Below are 16,360 nucleotides of genomic sequence, written 5' to 3'. Positions count from 1 at the left end.
CATCCAATGTCAATTATGCCATTAAGCCGCCGGAACATACCGGCTAGCCGACTTGTGCTGGGATGTATGGGACTCGGCGGAGGTTGGGATGATAGTCCGATTACCGAAGAACATGTCCGCCAAGCTCACGATGCGGTAGATGCCGCACTGGCTGCTGGAATCAATATGTTTGATCACGCGGATATCTACACCCGGGGCAAGGCTGAGAGTGTCTTCGGACAAGTTCTAAAGGAACGTCCAGACCTTCGGGAGCAGATCATTATCCAATCCAAATGTGGGATCCGATTTGCGGAGCCTAACGGAATACCCGGTCGATATGACTTTTCCAAAGAACATATTTTGTCCAGCGTAAACGGATCGCTCCAGCGGTTGGGTGTAGAATATCTGGATATTCTGTTGCTGCACCGTCCGGATCCATTGATGGACCCCGAAGAAGTGGCTGTGGCGCTGGAAACGCTGAAGGCATCAGGCAAAGTTCGGAATTTCGGAGTGTCCAACATGACAGCCGGACAGATTGCTCTGCTTCAGGCTTATACCAATGAGCCGTTTATCGTGAACCAGCTGCAGATGAGCCTGCAACATATCGGATGGCTCGATGCTGGCGTTCATGTGAACCGCGATGACGCCAAAGAGAACATGTTCCCTGAGGGAACGCTTGAATACTGCCAGATGAACAAGATTCAAATCCAGGCTTGGAGTCCGCTTGCCCAGGGCGTGTACACGGGCCGTCCGGTTCAGGACTTGCCGGAATCCATTCAGGAGACAGCTGCATTGGTGAAGCGATTAGCCAATGAGAAAGAGACAACTGCTGAAGCCATCTTGCTTGCCTGGCTCATGAAACATCCAACAGGGATTCAGCCGGTCATCGGCACCAAGAATCCGGATCGTATCCGTGCTTGCAGCGGTGCCGAGCTTGTGGAGCTCACCCGTGAAGAATGGTATTCGCTGTATGTCAGCTCCCGTGGAGTCGCACTACCTTAAATTCTCACCGCGTGAAGCTCCCAATACACGAGTACGACTCGCATGGCATCGGTCGTCCACATGCGTTTTCTGCACTTCAGTCCGGTCAAATATAGCACAGAAAAAACAAGAGAACTTCCATAAAGATGGAGGCTCTCTTGTTTTTTAATAATGGCGTTAATATCGATCCGATTTATTACGTAATATTTTTGACATTTAACATTCTGATCGCATTAAGTATAGCAAGAACGGATACACCAACGTCTGCAAATACGGCTGACCACATACTTGCGATTCCAAATGCGCCTAGAATAAGAACAGCAAATTTTACGGTTAAAGCAAAAATGATATTTTGTTTAACGATTCTTAATGTTTTGCGTGATATTTTTACGACTGTGGCGATTTTTGAAGGCTCATCCGTCATGATGACAACATCTGCCGCTTCAATTGCAGCATCAGAACCTAGTCCCCCCATGGCAATACCGATATCAGCTCTTGCTAGCACAGGGGCATCGTTAATACCGTCACCGACAAAGGCAAGTGTGCCTTTTGCTGATTTTTCACTGAGCAATTGTTCTAATTTATCAACTTTGTCACCCGGAAGTAGTTCTGTATATGCTGCATCTAATCCGAGCTGATCCGCTACTTTAAGACCTACCGCTTTACTATCACCTGTCAGCATTACTGTTTTGCGAATTTTATTTGCTTTCAAATCTCTGATGGCTTGCTGCGAATCTTCTTTGATCTCATCGGAAATCGTAATATAACCTGCATAGTCTCCATTTACAGCGACATGAACTACAGTTCCTATGATTTCACCTTTATAGTACCGTATGTTTTCTCGTTGCATCAGCTTAGCATTGCCCGCCATAACGGATTGACCATCAAAAAATGCCTTAACACCATGTCCTGAAATTTCCTCAGCATCGGCTAATCTTGAGTTATCAATCGGTCGTCCGTAAGCTTGCTTAAGCGACATTGAAATAGGGTGATTGGAGTAGCTTTCGGCATAAGCAGTAATTTCCAACAATTCGTCTTTTGACATTCCTTTAGGTTGAATATCGGTTACGTTGAATGTTCCTTTAGTTAAGGTACCTGTTTTGTCAAATACAATAATTTCGGTATCAGCTAATGCTTGCAGATAATTTCCGCCCTTAACTAACACACCAACTTTTGAGGCACCACCGATACCTCCGAAGAAACTTAATGGAACGGAAATAACTAATGCACATGGGCAGGAAATAACTAAGAATACTAATGCTCTGTATACCCAATCACTAAATGTAGCTCCGCTAATAACGAGTGGTGGAATAACGGCGAGCAGTGCTGCAACTATGACTACAATCGGAGTGTAGTATTTAGCAAATTTAGTAATAAAGTTTTCAGTGGTTGCTTTTTCATTGCTGGCATTTTCCACCAAATCAAGAATTTTGGCGACCGTAGATTCTCCGTATTCTTTAGTCACTTTTATCGTTAATACACCATTTAAATTAATAAAACCACTTAAAATATCATTGTCTGTAGATACCTCACGCGGCACAGATTCGCCTGTTAAAGCAGATGTGTCTACCATCGATATACCATCAATGATTTTACCATCAAGTGGAACTTTCTCACCGGCTTTTACTACAATAATATCGCCTATAGCTACTTCTTCTGGGTCGACTTTTACCAGTTTTCCGTTTCGTTGTACATTGGCATAATCAGGACGAATATCCATTAACCCAGCGATCGATTTACGTGATTTATCAACAGCGTATGATTGGAACAATTCACCTACTTGGTAGAACAACATGACTGCAACGCCTTCAGGATACTCTCCAATAATAAATGCACCAATTGTTGCAATACTCATTAAGAAGTTTTCATCAAATACTTTTCCGCGCAAAATGTTCTTAAGAGCTTTCAGTACAACATCACCACCTGCGATCAGGTAGATGACGAGGTACACCCAAAGTTTCCACGAATCATTAATAGGTAATATCATTGTAGCAAAAAATAAAATTAAGGCTGTAATGGTACGGATTAACCGTTTTTTCTCTCTCATAATTTAACCTCCACTCCATCTACTTGCATAATATCAGTGGCCGTGGTTAAACCCACAGCCACTGATATTACTGCTTATGACTAAGCTTTTATTACAACACCTGGTTCGATTTTTCTGATCGTAGCTTTAGCTTGTTCCACAACACTATCAAATTTGTCGTCAGCTGCTTCAAGCACTAGCTTACTGCTCATGAAGTTTACGCTTGCTTTGGTAACATCATCAATTTTTGCGACCGCTCTTTCCAACTTAGCAGCACAGTTTGCGCAGTCCAGTCCATCTAATTTAAATGCTTTTTTCATAATAATTACCTCCAAATTATATTATATTTATATATGAGAAACTGTTCATATACTAATATATTGTAAAGTCTCGTTTTATGCAAGTGTAAAATTAACATAGTTAGGATCTGACGTTGTATACTATAGGTAGGTATAGTTTATTTGACCATAAAAAAAAGACTTCGAACTATTTCCGAAGCCTCCATTAAAGGATTCCCTTGCCACCTTTAGCCTCCCGCTCCTCTCTCGCTTTCCGGTCCCTTTCGAGCGCTTCTTCTACCCAATCCCTCGGGGATCGCGAAGGTATTTTGCTATTGGAGAACGCTTCTTTTCATATTGAGGTTTGGTTACAAAGGGGTTTACAGCCCCGCGGGAGTGTATTTCCTTTGCCACGGCGCCAGTAATCCGGTAAACTGGGTAGGCACTATTATTTCAATTGCGATTGGTGAGTTATATGACATCCATACCTTTTTATAAACGCCCTTTCGGAAGTGACCGCAAGGATCTCCCGTTCGCCGAGCTCGCCTCTTCCAGAAGCAGCCGGGAGCTGGTGGGCGACCAAGCCGCAGATGCGGCTTTTTTCCGCAGTTTGGAGTCGCAGGGGTTATATCTGAACCGGGCTCAAATCGAGGCCGTTAGGCACACAGACGGCCCCCTTCTGACCTTGGCGGGGGCAGGGTCCGGCAAAACGTCCGTCCTCGTTAGCCGTGCAGGATACTTGATGGCCGTCGGCAAATCCGATCCCGCCTCCATCCTGCTTGTTACGTTTTCTTCAAAGGCAGCAGCGGAGATGAAAGAGCGGATTATGAGTCTGCCAGACCTCCACCCTAAGGAAAGTGCGAAGGTGACTGCCAGGACGTTTCACTCCTTTTTCCTATACTTGCTACGGACGCGCGGATTCCGGCAGGAAATTCTGAGCAATTCAAGACATCAGCAGTTTATTATAAAGAGAATTTTGCGGGAAATGGGGCTTCAGGATGGCTACGAAGCAGAGACGCTGCTGTCGCTATGGTCCGCCTACCGCATGAATATGACCGGTCTGGATGAGCTTCCGGTTCGCACGCCGGCGGAAATTGAACAGAGACAGATTTTTGCCCGTTATGAAGCGTGGAAGGAAGAGAACGGCCAGATGGATTTTGACGATATTCTCGTGCTGTCCTACCGCCTGCTGACTTCGGAAGACAGACTGCTCTCGTCTCTGCAGCGGCGCTACCGCTATGTCATGGTGGACGAGTTCCAGGATACCGGACTTCTTCCTTATGAACTGCTGAAAATGATCGTGCGTCCTCACGCCAACCTGATGGTTGTCGGAGATGACGACCAGACGATCTACAGTTTTAACGGAGCGCGAAATGAGTTTATTTTGGAGTTCGATCAGACGTTTCCTGGCGCCAAAGTCGTGACACTCGACGTCAATTACCGTTCCCTCTCCAGTATCGTCGGCCTGGGCAACGAGATCATACGTGAGAACAAACGCCGGCGCATCAAGAAGCTTCAGTCCACCCGCAAGAGCGGAAACGTTCCGCTGTATCTACGGCCCGGCGATCCTGATGAGGAAGCCGAGCTGTTGCTAAAGCATATCACCGGAGAAGTAAGCGAGGGTAAGAAGAGCTACAGCGATTATGCGATACTTTACCGTACGTCCAATAACAGCCGGGCGGTGTTCGAGCAGCTTGTCATGAAGGAAATACCGTTTATTCATTATGAGCAAGGAGATCTGTTCTACGAGCAGTGGATGGTCAAGCCGGTCATGGACCACCTTCGTCTTTCACTCGACCGCCGGGATTTCAAGGCGATGGAAGGCATGCTGAATACGCTGTACATCAACCGGGACAAAGGCATGTCCTTTATCCGTGAAAAAGACGCCCCACGGCCCAAGAAAGGACCTCTTTCCCACCTGATCTCCTATCCCGGACTTAAAGATTTTCAGATCGAGCAAATCCGGGAACGGTCAAAAATGATTAAATCACTGAAAGCCCTGGAACCGGCAGATGCCGTCCGCGAAATCCGGTTGCGTTTCTACGACAAATACTTAGAAGCCGACAACACGCAGGATCTGACGATGCACAAGGAGTTTATTCAGGAGGGGCTCGACGAACTGGAGGCTTCAGCCAAACGGTTTAAGGATATGGCATCCTTTATTGGCTTCGTGGACCGACTAATTGAAGTCCACCGAGAAATGGCTGCACGGAAAAAGGATGACTCAGCTGATGCCGTGAAACTGATGACGATCCATAAAGCGAAAGGGCTGGAATTCCCGTCAGTCTGCCTGATCGGGGCTTCCGAGGGCATTCTACCGCATACGTCTTCTCTCGAGGCGGAGCATATGGACGACAACCATCCGCTTACCTCCAGGCAGGAAAAAGGGACCGACGCGCTGGAAGAAGAACGGAGATTGGCATATGTTGCTGTCACCCGCGCCAGAGACGAGCTGATCATTAGCTCTCCGGCTTACTACCGTGGCCGGAAGGTGGAGGTGTCCCGCTTCCTTCAAAGTGTGTTCCAATCCTCAATCCCGACCCTAAATGAGAAGAAACACAAAGATGGAACCTCTGGCTCCCGTGGAGACTGGAGAGGAGCAGGCAGAGAAAGCTCTGCTCGCAGTGCTGGTTCGGGCAGAGGGACAGCCTCAGGGCCTGGCTCGTCCCGTAGACCTAGCGACCGTTCAGGCACCCGTTCAATGAGTGAGCGTCTTCGTGTAACGGTTGAATCCGGCCCTTCCGGCAATAAGGAAGCACAGGTATCAGCCGTCCATACCGAGTCCGTGCACGCATGGCTCTGTACCGGCACAGGCTGCAAGGGCTGGCAGCGATTGGATTCCGGTAAATCCGGAACGAAGAATGTTAAGAAATGTCCGTTATGTGGATCTCCTATGAAAACGGGGATGAAAGAGGCCACTGTTCCTGAAGGTAGGCGGTAAGACAGTATAGGTTAATTGCGTCTCTTGTTATGATGAACCTCAGGCGATTATATTCATTTTCTGAAACTTCAAAAAAGAAGCGGTCCTCAAATCTGAGAACCGCTTCTTTTTATATATCCATTTTCATCCAATTTAAAACTTTTCAATCTGGAATCTTTCCCCTCTTCCATCATCCCCAGCCTAGGTTCCTGTCAGCTTCCAACATTCTGCTGATATAGGCCTCTAACTCCCGAATACGCTGTTCTAGCTCACTGATTTTTGCGTTGGCTCCTTGTACGAAACGTTCCATCTTCATGCGGAGCTCTTCAGCAGATTTCCCTTTCCATTCCTGCAGGCGGGCAGAGATGCCTTTTACCGTTGCAACCTGCTGCAGCAATCGCTGCCGAAGCTGTTCACACTGCTGGATGGCCCTTCTTAAATCTTCAACCTGTACCGAAATTCGACTCATTAGCCCTCAACTCCCGCCTGCTTGTTTATGATCACGCCTTCTTTTACGCCTCATCGGCCAGAATGAAATCCTGTGCCTTCCGGTCGATATAGTCCGCAATTTCCAGCATGGCCGCTTCGTACCACTGCTGAATACCGTGTAGGCTTACGCTTGTATTCTCAGCAATAGGCGTCAGGGAACGACTCTCACTAGTACGGATGTTGTTTTCAATAAATTGAACCGCACTGCGGCTGTCACTGGAAAAACCTTCGGCACTCTGACGCATCTGTTTCGCAGCCTCAAGCAATTCGGCTGGTGTCAGCTGAATCAAACCGTGTGCCCCGCCGCTTCCAGGCAATCCGTTAGCCAACATCGCTTTCAGACTATTACCCCCGAAGTTTATCAGACTCGCCAAAGCGGCCATTGTTGCAGCATACGCCGCTCCACGCGGAGATCCGTCCAGTGTCTCTCCACTTAACCGGTTCACTAGCGGTCCTTTCAGATTTCCATCCCCATTAAACTTATACTGGGAGGGGGAATGGTAATTGGTTTCGCCATTTAAGACAGAGTCGTAAAAACGCCGAAGATCGCCGATATAATATTTTCCGGTATCAATCTCCAGATTGTAATAAGGCATGACCACTCCCAAAAGACCCGTTCCGCGCAGCGGAATCGGAACGTTCAAAATCTGGTTGTATTTTGCGTTGGCCGTTTCAAAGTTGGTTCCCAGATAATAGGTCGATCCGATATGTCGGTCATATTCCTCCAGACCACCGGCACCAACAGAATCACTAGGATGAACATAGTTAATGATTTGATTGTCAAAGTCCCCATGCTCCACCTTGGCCACAAGCTCATCCGACAGCGAATTCAGCGTGCTCGGCGCACTGTAGGTTACCGCCGGCAGATCCTGCCGCGCCGCAACATACTGTGCCAGACCTCCTCCCAAAGAATGTCCGGTTAATGAGATATCCGAATTGGGATAAGCTTTCTTGACCGCATCATACAGCTCTTCTGCTTGATGAAACTGGTTGTTCTCGTATTGAATTTTATCACTGACCAACTTGACAGGTCCGTCATTCCACAGCGTTTTCCAGGGATGATCCAGACTATTCTCCAAATCCTTCGGCCGGCCGCCCACAACATCCACGGCATCCGTATAAATATCCTTCACTTTTCCTATACTCATGCCGCCTGCTTCTGTTCCACGGTAAGCAATAATCACCTGATCTGTCGTATCGTTACGGAGCACCAAGGCATCAAAGCCGGAAAAGCGGTGCAGATCGGCACCGTCAGGCTCTACCACACTCCATCCTTCCAGGCCGTCTTCGGTAAGCTTTCCGGGAGGTACCTCATTGTAAGCAATCTGGGAGGCTTTGTTGTATATTTTATCCGAGATATATTTATCGCCCATAATTCCACCCTTTTTACCATAGTAAGGAATCATTATTATCAATTATAATATGAATGGTAATCATTAGGATATGATAAGGAGAAAAAATGAGAAAAAGGTCTTTATTTACATATCTGCTGCTAGTCGGAATGATTCTGCTCATTTTAGGAGGTTGTAATCGAATGACAGATCAGGAAAAAGAGACGCTGCGTTTAACGCAGGAAGCTGCCGAAGCGTATTTTCACGAGAAATACGGGGTTGAAGTGGAGTTTACGAAGCATAAACTATCACCGCCTGACCTTGCGCACACCGTAGGCTTTAACGGGCATATCAAAAATAATGAAGAAGAACAAGTCTTTATTCTTGTTAATTATGACGACTACACGATTGAAGCGGCAAGTGTGCCGGAAGACTTACCCCCTAAAAAATAGGCCGGATTTCGCATCCTTTGTCTGAGTCCTGAGCCCCGCCTTCAAGCCAGCTGTGCCTATGTCGTTTGACGCAGGCGGCTGGTTTTTTGGTATGGACGGCAAAGATGGGGCCAAGGATCCCGATGGCAACCGGATCGAATTCATGCAGCTTCATCCGGATTCTCCCCAGATGAATAGTTAATACGCTTTTCAATTCCATATCTTCCCTCATTTCTCTTGCTATTACCGGTCCGTTGAGGCTAAAATAGAACCACTGTTTATACAAAAATATACATAGAAAAGGAGCTCCCATTTCATGAATGCTCAGAAAAGCAACATCAAGCTCGTGGTAGCCGGACTGCTCCTCGGCATTCTCATGTCGGCAATGGATAACACCATTGTGGCTACGGCCATGTACACTATCGTAAAAGACCTCGGTGGTTTTGATCAGATCGTGTGGGTAACCTCGGCATATATGGTTGCTGTCATGGCAGGCACACCGATCTTCGGCAAGCTTTCAGATATGTATGGCCGCAAACGGTTTTACATTTTCGGTCTGGTCGTCTTTCTGGCAGGTTCCATGCTATGCGGTATGGCTGACACAATGCTGCAGCTCATTATTTTCCGGGCCATTCAGGGTATCGGTGGCGGCGCCCTTATGCCAATTGCGTTTACCATCGTATTCGATTTATTTCCACCGGAGAAACGGGGCAAAATGACGGGACTTCTCGGGGCGGTATTCGGCACTTCCAGCATTATGGGTCCGCTACTCGGCGCGTTTATTACGGACAATATCGGCTGGGAATGGGTATTCTACGTCAATCTGCCGCTTGGCATTGTTTCCTTTATATTCATCCTTACTGCCTATAAAGAGACGCTGTCCCATGTGAAGCAAAAAATCGACTGGACTGGTGCGGCCACTCTTGTCGGTGCCGTTATCTGCCTTATGTTCGGTCTGGAGCTCGGCGGAAAAACTTATGCATGGGATTCGCCACAGATTATCAGTCTTTTCGTTGGATTTCTGGTCCTTCTCTTCATTTTCCTCATTACCGAGTCCAAGGCGGAAGAGCCGATTATTTCGTTTAAAATGTTCCAAAAACGGCTATTTGCCTCCAGTAACGCCGTAGCGTTATGTTATGGCGCAGCTTTCATTGTCGCAACCGTGTATATCCCGATCTTTGTGTCCGGTGTTTACGGAGGCACAGCGACGAACTCTGGCCTGATTCTTATGCCAATGATGGTCGGGAGTGTGTTTGGGAGCCAGATTGGCGGGATAATGACAACCAAAACGTCCTTCCGCAATATTATGATTGTCTCTTCCATCTGCTTTATTGCCGGTATTTTCAGCTTAAGCACACTGTCGCCGGAGACGTCCAGAACGATGCTTACCCTATTCATGATTCTTACTGGAGTCGGGGTTGGATTCTCCTTCTCGGTACTCAGCATGGCTTCCATTCATAATTTCGATGTCCGCCAAAGGGGAGCGGCAACGTCGACAAATTCCTTTCTTCGCGCTCTCGGGATGACCGTCGGTATTACAATCTTTGGTATCATCCAGCGTAACGTGTTCACCGATAAGCTGGCAGCCGGAATGACTGGTGAAAACGCACCCGCAGGTGTATCGTTCGATGCAGACGCCGCTCTTTCATCCGATGTCTTGGACAAAATGCCTCCTGCTATACGTGAGCATGCCATTTCATCACTGGCTGACTCCATCTCCCAATCATTTACGTGGGCTCTCGTGCCGGCAGTACTGGCCTTTGTCTTTGTACTCATGATGGGCAATGAACGGGTTGTCGTGAAACCGAAGACTCCGGAGCAAGCTAGAGGGTAGTAATAAGTTATGTTATACAACAAAAGGCAAGATCCTTCAGCAGAGTGCTGGGATCTTGCCTTTTTAAATACAGTTAAACAGATCTAGAACAGGAACTCATCCGGGTTCGGACCAAAGCGCTTGTTCTCATTCAGACCATCAATCGCTGACATATCCTCAGCCGACAGCTCGAAATCGAAAATATCGGCATTTTCACGGATACGATGCTCCTTCACGGACTTCGGAATAACGATGATGCCATTCTGGAGATCCCACCGAAGCACAACTTGGGCTGGCGTCTTGCCATATTTCTCAGCGATTTTGGCAATAGCCGGTTGGTCGAGATGACCTTGCATCAACGGGCTCCATGCTTCCAGAACGATGTTGTTCTCACGCGCGTATTGAAGCAGTTCCTTCTGGTTGTTCAGAGGATGCAATTCCACCTGGTTAACGGTTGGCACCACACCGGAATCTTCAATAATGTCACGCAGATGGTGAATATGGAAGTTGCTGACGCCGATGGAGCGCACGAGACCTTCTTTTTGCAGATGAATCAGTGCCTTCCACGTTTCTTTATATTTATCTTTACCAGGCCAGTGAACGAGGTACAGATCGAGCATGTCGAGTCCAAGCTTCTTACGGCTTGTTTCAAACGCCTTAAGCGTTGATTCGTAGCCTTGGTCTTCATTCCAAACTTTCGTTGTAATAAACAACTCTTCACGGGGCACGCCGCACTCGCTGATGGCTTGTCCCACGCCTTCCTCATTGCCATATATAGCCGCTGTATCGATGCTGCGGTAGCCGGCTGCAATGGCCGATTTTACGGATTGAATGACTTCTTCGCCTTCTTGGGTCTTGTATACGCCGAGGCCCAGCCAAGGCATTTTGATACCGTCATGCAACGTAGGCCCATCGGTAAAAGCTTGATTTGCCGGATTTGTCATACGAATCCCTCCTGAATTTATGTAAACTTCTTACGGTTTTTCAGGCCGTAGTTATAGTATAGCAATTCCTTGGAAGAGGCTCAATGTTAGTCAGACCTTCAGATTGACGGCAATGTAACAGCGTGTTATTATTATCTTAACTTAAAGATATTTAATATGAGAATAATAAATTTCAGTTGCCACGTAAACACTTTATAAATAATGGATGTGGAGGATTAACCAATGAATGGATTAAAAGGAATACACCATGTAACAGCAATCACCAGCAGTGCGGAGAAAAACTATGAATTCTTCACCTATGTTCTCGGCATGAGGCTGGTTAAGAAGACCGTAAACCAGGATGATATACAGACGTATCATTTATTCTTCGCTGATGATAAGGGTAGTGCAGGCACAGATATGACGTTTTTTGACTTCCCGGGCATTCCGAAGGGGATTCATGGTACCGATGAGATATCCAAGACTTCGTTCCGTGTGCCAAGTGATGCCGCATTAGATTATTGGGTGAAGCGATTTGACCGACTGAATGTTAAGCACCATGGGATTAAAGAGCTGTTTGGGAAAAAGACGCTGTCCTTCGTTGATTTCGATGACCAGCATTACCAGCTCATCTCGGATGAACACAATGAAGGTGTAGCGTCCGGTACACCATGGCAGAATGGGCCGGTGCCTTTAGAGTATGCGATTACGGGATTAGGTCCAGTCTTCGTACGGGTGTCCAATTTTGAAAACTTCAAAGAGATCATGGAGAAAGTGCTGTTGTTTAACGAGATCGACAAAGCGGGCTCCCTCCATCTGTTCGAGGTAGGTGAAGGGGGCAACGGGGCGCAGGTCATCGTTGAATATAATGCTGTTCTTCCTAGAGCACGGCAGGGCTTTGGTACGGTTCACCATGCAGCCTTCCGCGTGGAAGACCGGTCTGTACTGAAGGAGTGGATTAATCGTCTGGACAGCTTCCAGCTTCATAACTCAGGATATGTAGACCGCTATTTCTTCGAATCATTGTATGCAAGAGTTGCGCCGCAAATATTGTTTGAGTTCGCTACCGATGGACCAGGATTTATGGGGGATGAGCCGTATGAAACACTTGGCGAGAAATTATCTCTGCCTCCATTCCTGGAATCGAAGCGGGAGGAGATTGAGAGTATGGTGCGGCCGATTGATACGGTGCGCAGCACGAAACCATTAGTGAAGGAATAAACAGCACATTCTGGACTACAAAACCAAGCATGCCACCCAAAGATGAATCTTCGGGTGGCATGCTTTTGCACTTTTCTGAGAAGCTAAGTAGAGACTATTGTTTCAGATACGCGTGATTTCCGCCTCGCCGGAGGAACTTTGCCAAATACGACCCAAGACATCGGCAACCAGCGCACGGTCAAAGATACGACAATCCAGGATGCTGCAAGGGCAAGCACGAATCCTCCCAAGTACCACAGATGAATGAGAGGTGAAAAGCCTGTCTCCGGCGGGAATCTCCGGTATATAAACAAAAAATACGGATGAATGAGATAAATACCGAACGACAGCTCTCCAAGCCTTGTCATAAATTTCGTTAGCCATGGCCATGCATGCCGGAGCAATATATGAGATAACTGGATGGCCACAAGTCCAGCCGTAATCGTCTGTATATTCCAGAGAAAGTGGTACAACAGAGAATCATACTTTGCACCATTCAAGCGGGCGGTATGATAAATATACACATGTCCAAGGGATGCTGACAGCCATATCACCCACAACATAATCCAACCCGTAAGGCGGGCTGCCGTCACATTTTCCTTTTGGATCTGGAACCATACCTTCAGCTTAGGATAATAGATTCCTAGAACTGCCCCAAGCATGAAGTAAGACATATAGTGCAATGCCCAGCTGCTAGGTCTTCCAGTAAATAAGTAATATTTATTCAGAATGATAAAGGCATATTGCATCACAAACCCCGTAGGTACGGCCCATTTTGCAAGATTAGGTTTACGTTTGAATAGCCATAAAAATAACGGAAACATCAAATAAAATTGAACACTAATGAATATAAAGTACAAATGCGTATGGGCTTTGCCGGTAAACAACTGAACCACAAACTTCTCAATGGTCTCTTCCAGAGAACGATCTCGATAATACGTAAAATGTGATATTAAGAAGTAAAACACCGAAAATAATACATACGGAACTAAAATAAATTGTAATCTCTTTTTATAAAAGTTACTGATCAGCTTCTTGTCCAACGGACGAGAATAATAACTATAGAACAACACGAAGCTGCTCAAGAACAAAAATACCGGTGTACCTATCTTCATGAAAATGTTAAAAAAATTGTACGCTAAATAAAAATTTGATTCCTTCATCGCAATTGTTGCGAATGATGTAGCGTGTACTGACAGAACGCCGATGATCGCCATAGCTCTAACCAGCTGAATTTCTGATAGATTCTCTCTAATGGTCCCTTTACTCATTATTGCTTTAATCCTCCCCTGCTTCCATCCATCTATATCTCTATATATGAAGTCTAGGACAGTAATCTTACCAAAAACGTACAGCAATCCTTAACAATTCCTTATCATTTTGTGAATAATTTACTAGGCATTCAAATAGATTACTATATCTCGAATTGGAAATATACTGTTAAAAATTGTGTTGTAGACATCTACAATACTAGTCTCGATGAAAGCACAAAAAAGCACAGGAACCGATTTCCCGTGAGCTTATCATCAATAAAGATCGCACGAAAAAAAGGCTCATTCCAACTTGTAAGCTGGAATGAGCCTTTTACGCAAAAAATTAAGGATACATGTTTCAAACGGCCTTCAATAATTGTTATGCTGTACTTTCAAATATATTGCTGCTTCGGTCTACTTCAAAGTAATACCGAATGTTGACCCTGCCGCACCGGCAAATACGATCGTTCCATTCTCAGGTAGCTTCACTTCGTTTTTGCCACTGACGACCGTGTAGTTCACACATACTCCCTGCCCATCATATACCGCAAAGGCACCTTTTGCCGGCATCTCAACGGTCATCGTCTTACCGACAGCTGCTGCAGGGACAGTATACCATTTGGCATGCCCATCACCATTCAGATTGACCGCAGACTGTTTCCCCTTATAAAGGGGCTTTACTTGCTCCTCACTTACATACAAGCTTCCGGAAGCCTCAAGGTACTCGACTCCATCCTTTGTGTCGAAACGGAGTTCAAACAAATCCCGTCCTCCCATCGCCGGAATCTGAATCTGGCTCGCTGCTGTATTAGGGCTTGTAATTTTCTTGTCGAGCAGATAACCCGGGAGATCGTCCGTGCGGTCAAGCTGCATTGTAGGTTTCATAATGAGATACATGAGAGAAGTATATTTCTCGTTCACAGGATAATACGTTTTGCCTTCCCGCTTCGCCCAAGCTTCAGCAGTCTCTGGAGATAACGTATGTTCTTCCAGCTTCTCGGCCGTATAGTGTGACAAAGCCATTTGTCCGAGACCCGGAACGGTCAAATATTCTCTAGCCCATAAGTAGGTGCGTCCATTCTTCTCCGTCACGAAGCTGACTTTCGAGCTGCCATCCTCGTTCACAAAGGTTCCGTCTGAAGTATACACAAACTTCTGTTCCGGAGTGTTTGGTACGAGCGGATTAGATAAGGACAGTTCTCCATTCTTATTGACCGTAACCTGGAGCTGTTGATTCGAAGCACCGTAATAGCCAGCGTGTTTCATGACGTCTTCGGGCATGGAAGCCTTGACTGGCTTACCGAACGACTTCTCTGCCTTGATCTCTTTGATTGTACCCTTTTCTTTCATCGCTTGTAGTAATAGCTCGTTCGCAAGCAACTCATTCGTTGAGCTGGAACCGCCCGATGATAGTACGGCCGCAGCCATATTCTGCTCCGGAAGCACGACGAGAGAAGCATGATACAAAATGGTGTCCCCGCCTTTGACGAGACCCTTCATTCCATAATCATTGAACGGAAATAGTCTCACACTGTCCCAGCCAAGCCCGTAATCAAACGAATTATCCGCTTCTTTCGGCCATAAGCCCTTTTTATATTCTTCCTGCTCCATCGCACGTACCGACTTGTCAGAGAGAATACCGTCTGCATGTCCCGTAAATATTTGCGAGAATCGAACCAAATCCTCCGCAGTGGAATAGATTCCTCCCGTTCCAATCACGTTGACAGTCTCGTTTGGAAGTTGTCCTTCATAAGTAGGAAAATAAAGACCAGCCATCTTGTCTGCTTCCAATACATCCTGCGATGTCTTCGTATGGTTCATTTCTAATGCTTTGGTAAAATATTGATGAATGAATGCAGTGAAATCCTTACCGCTCACTCTCTCTACAAGAATCTCGGCCAGCGTAAATCCATCGTTGCAATAGACGGAGAACGCCCCCGGGTCTGCCTTCAAGCTCTGGGTGGACAATTGTTGCAGCAGCGTATCATGCGCACTCTTGTCATTATCATCGAACAAAAAGGCACCTCGAAGGCTGGACCCTTGCAACCCTGAAGAATGGTTCAACAACATGCGTGGGGTAATTTTCTTGTATCGTTCATCTTTCATTTTGAAGTCAGCTATGTACTCGACTACGGGAGTATCCAGATTGATCTTCCCTTCGTCTACCAATTTCATGACGGCAGCGGCCGTAAACACTTTACTCGTCGATCCGATACCATACATCGTATCTTTGGTCAGCGGCTTCTTCCCTTCTTCCATATCATTATGGCCAGCCTGACCCGACACCGTTATTTTGCCGTTGTCGATCAACGCATACTGGACACTTACCGTACCATATTTTTCGGTAAGCAGCGTTGCTTTCTCTGAAGCAATCTTCTCCAGTCCTTGGTTCGGGACTGCAACATTACTGCCAGCGGATGCCATTGCCGCTGTCGGAATGAGCAGCATCAGCACCAGTGTGACAGATAGCATCCATGATAACCTTTTCTTCATTGATCTTCCTCCTTATTTTAAATCTATCATATAGTACGATTTACCAATTGAAATGGTTCAATATATTTAAAAGATAGTTTGAAATATACAAATCCCCCTGAGTTTCACATGCAAAAAAGCCCATTCCTCCTCAATTTGCAAGTTGGAATAAGCTTTTAATATAACCAAAAGGACTGACCCAACAGCAGATAATTCTCCACGTCTGGTCAGTCCTTTTTCGGCCTAGTCTATTCAGATGTCTTT

The 16,360-nt window shown here is 46.3% G+C and carries 11 protein-coding genes and 1 pseudogene; 6 read left to right on the top strand and 6 right to left on the bottom strand.

Annotated elements, in window-relative coordinates; translation table 11 throughout:
* The first annotated feature begins 6 nt into the window (after positions 1 to 6).
* Positions 7 to 981 carry an aldo/keto reductase gene (locus MNQ98_RS02755; RefSeq protein WP_241931816.1) on the top strand — a complete coding sequence of 325 codons (975 nt, stop codon included), beginning with the start codon at positions 7 to 9 and terminating at the stop codon, positions 979 to 981.
* Between the two features lie 175 nt (positions 982 to 1,156).
* Here the strand turns inward: MNQ98_RS02755 and MNQ98_RS02750 are convergent.
* Positions 1,157 to 3,306: pseudogene (locus tag MNQ98_RS02750) on the bottom strand (heavy metal translocating P-type ATPase).
* 433 nt (positions 3,307 to 3,739) lie between these two features.
* Here MNQ98_RS02750 and MNQ98_RS02745 point away from each other — a divergent pair.
* Complete coding sequence (locus MNQ98_RS02745) at positions 3,740 to 6,205, top strand: UvrD-helicase domain-containing protein (protein WP_241931815.1); 2,466 nt, start codon at positions 3,740 to 3,742, stop codon at positions 6,203 to 6,205.
* Between the two features lie 169 nt (positions 6,206 to 6,374).
* Here MNQ98_RS02745 and MNQ98_RS02740 read toward each other — a convergent pair whose 3' ends face one another.
* The gene (locus MNQ98_RS02740) at positions 6,375 to 6,653 is read right to left on the bottom strand and encodes a WXG100 family type VII secretion target (RefSeq protein ID WP_241931814.1); all 279 of its coding nucleotides are present in this window, start codon (positions 6,651 to 6,653) and stop codon (positions 6,375 to 6,377) included.
* 43 nt (positions 6,654 to 6,696) lie between these two features.
* Complete coding sequence (locus MNQ98_RS02735; RefSeq protein ID WP_241931813.1) at positions 6,697 to 8,046, bottom strand: Tle-like phospholipase domain-containing protein; 1,350 nt, start codon at positions 8,044 to 8,046, stop codon at positions 6,697 to 6,699.
* 161 nt (positions 8,047 to 8,207) lie between these two features.
* Between MNQ98_RS02735 and MNQ98_RS02730 the strand changes: the two genes are divergently transcribed.
* The 3 genes from MNQ98_RS02730 (at position 8,208) to MNQ98_RS02725 (ending at position 10,269) form a co-directional block, all read left to right on the top strand.
* A complete protein-coding gene (locus tag MNQ98_RS02730; protein WP_241931812.1) occupies positions 8,208 to 8,456 on the top strand; it encodes a hypothetical protein in 249 nt (82 codons plus the stop codon).
* Positions 8,457 to 8,514: 58 nt separating this feature from the next.
* The gene (locus MNQ98_RS29585) at positions 8,515 to 8,637 is read left to right on the top strand and encodes a hypothetical protein (RefSeq protein ID WP_277883722.1); all 123 of its coding nucleotides are present in this window, start codon (positions 8,515 to 8,517) and stop codon (positions 8,635 to 8,637) included.
* Positions 8,638 to 8,751: 114 nt separating this feature from the next.
* Entirely contained in the window at positions 8,752 to 10,269 is a 1,518-nt protein-coding gene (locus tag MNQ98_RS02725; protein ID WP_241931811.1) for an MDR family MFS transporter, read from the top strand.
* Between the two features lie 83 nt (positions 10,270 to 10,352).
* Here MNQ98_RS02725 and MNQ98_RS02720 read toward each other — a convergent pair whose 3' ends face one another.
* A complete protein-coding gene (locus tag MNQ98_RS02720) occupies positions 10,353 to 11,192 on the bottom strand; it encodes an aldo/keto reductase (protein WP_241931810.1) in 840 nt (279 codons plus the stop codon).
* Between the two features lie 222 nt (positions 11,193 to 11,414).
* Between MNQ98_RS02720 and MNQ98_RS02715 the strand changes: the two genes are divergently transcribed.
* A complete protein-coding gene (locus MNQ98_RS02715; protein WP_241931809.1) occupies positions 11,415 to 12,392 on the top strand; it encodes a ring-cleaving dioxygenase in 978 nt (325 codons plus the stop codon).
* Between the two features lie 83 nt (positions 12,393 to 12,475).
* Here the strand turns inward: MNQ98_RS02715 and MNQ98_RS02710 are convergent, their stop codons facing one another.
* A complete protein-coding gene (locus MNQ98_RS02710; protein WP_241931808.1) occupies positions 12,476 to 13,642 on the bottom strand; it encodes an acyltransferase in 1,167 nt (388 codons plus the stop codon).
* A gap of 396 nt (positions 13,643 to 14,038) precedes the next feature.
* The gene (locus tag MNQ98_RS02705; RefSeq protein WP_241931807.1) at positions 14,039 to 16,117 is read right to left on the bottom strand and encodes a serine hydrolase domain-containing protein; all 2,079 of its coding nucleotides are present in this window, start codon (positions 16,115 to 16,117) and stop codon (positions 14,039 to 14,041) included.
* Positions 16,118 to 16,360: the final 243 nt, after the last annotated feature.

It is taken from the genome of Paenibacillus sp. N3/727, assembly GCF_022637315.1.
Classification (GTDB): domain Bacteria; phylum Bacillota; class Bacilli; order Paenibacillales; family Paenibacillaceae; genus Paenibacillus_AQ; species Paenibacillus_AQ uliginis.
Note: the sequence above shows the minus strand (reverse complement) of the source record. Positions and strands in the feature narration are given on the sequence as shown.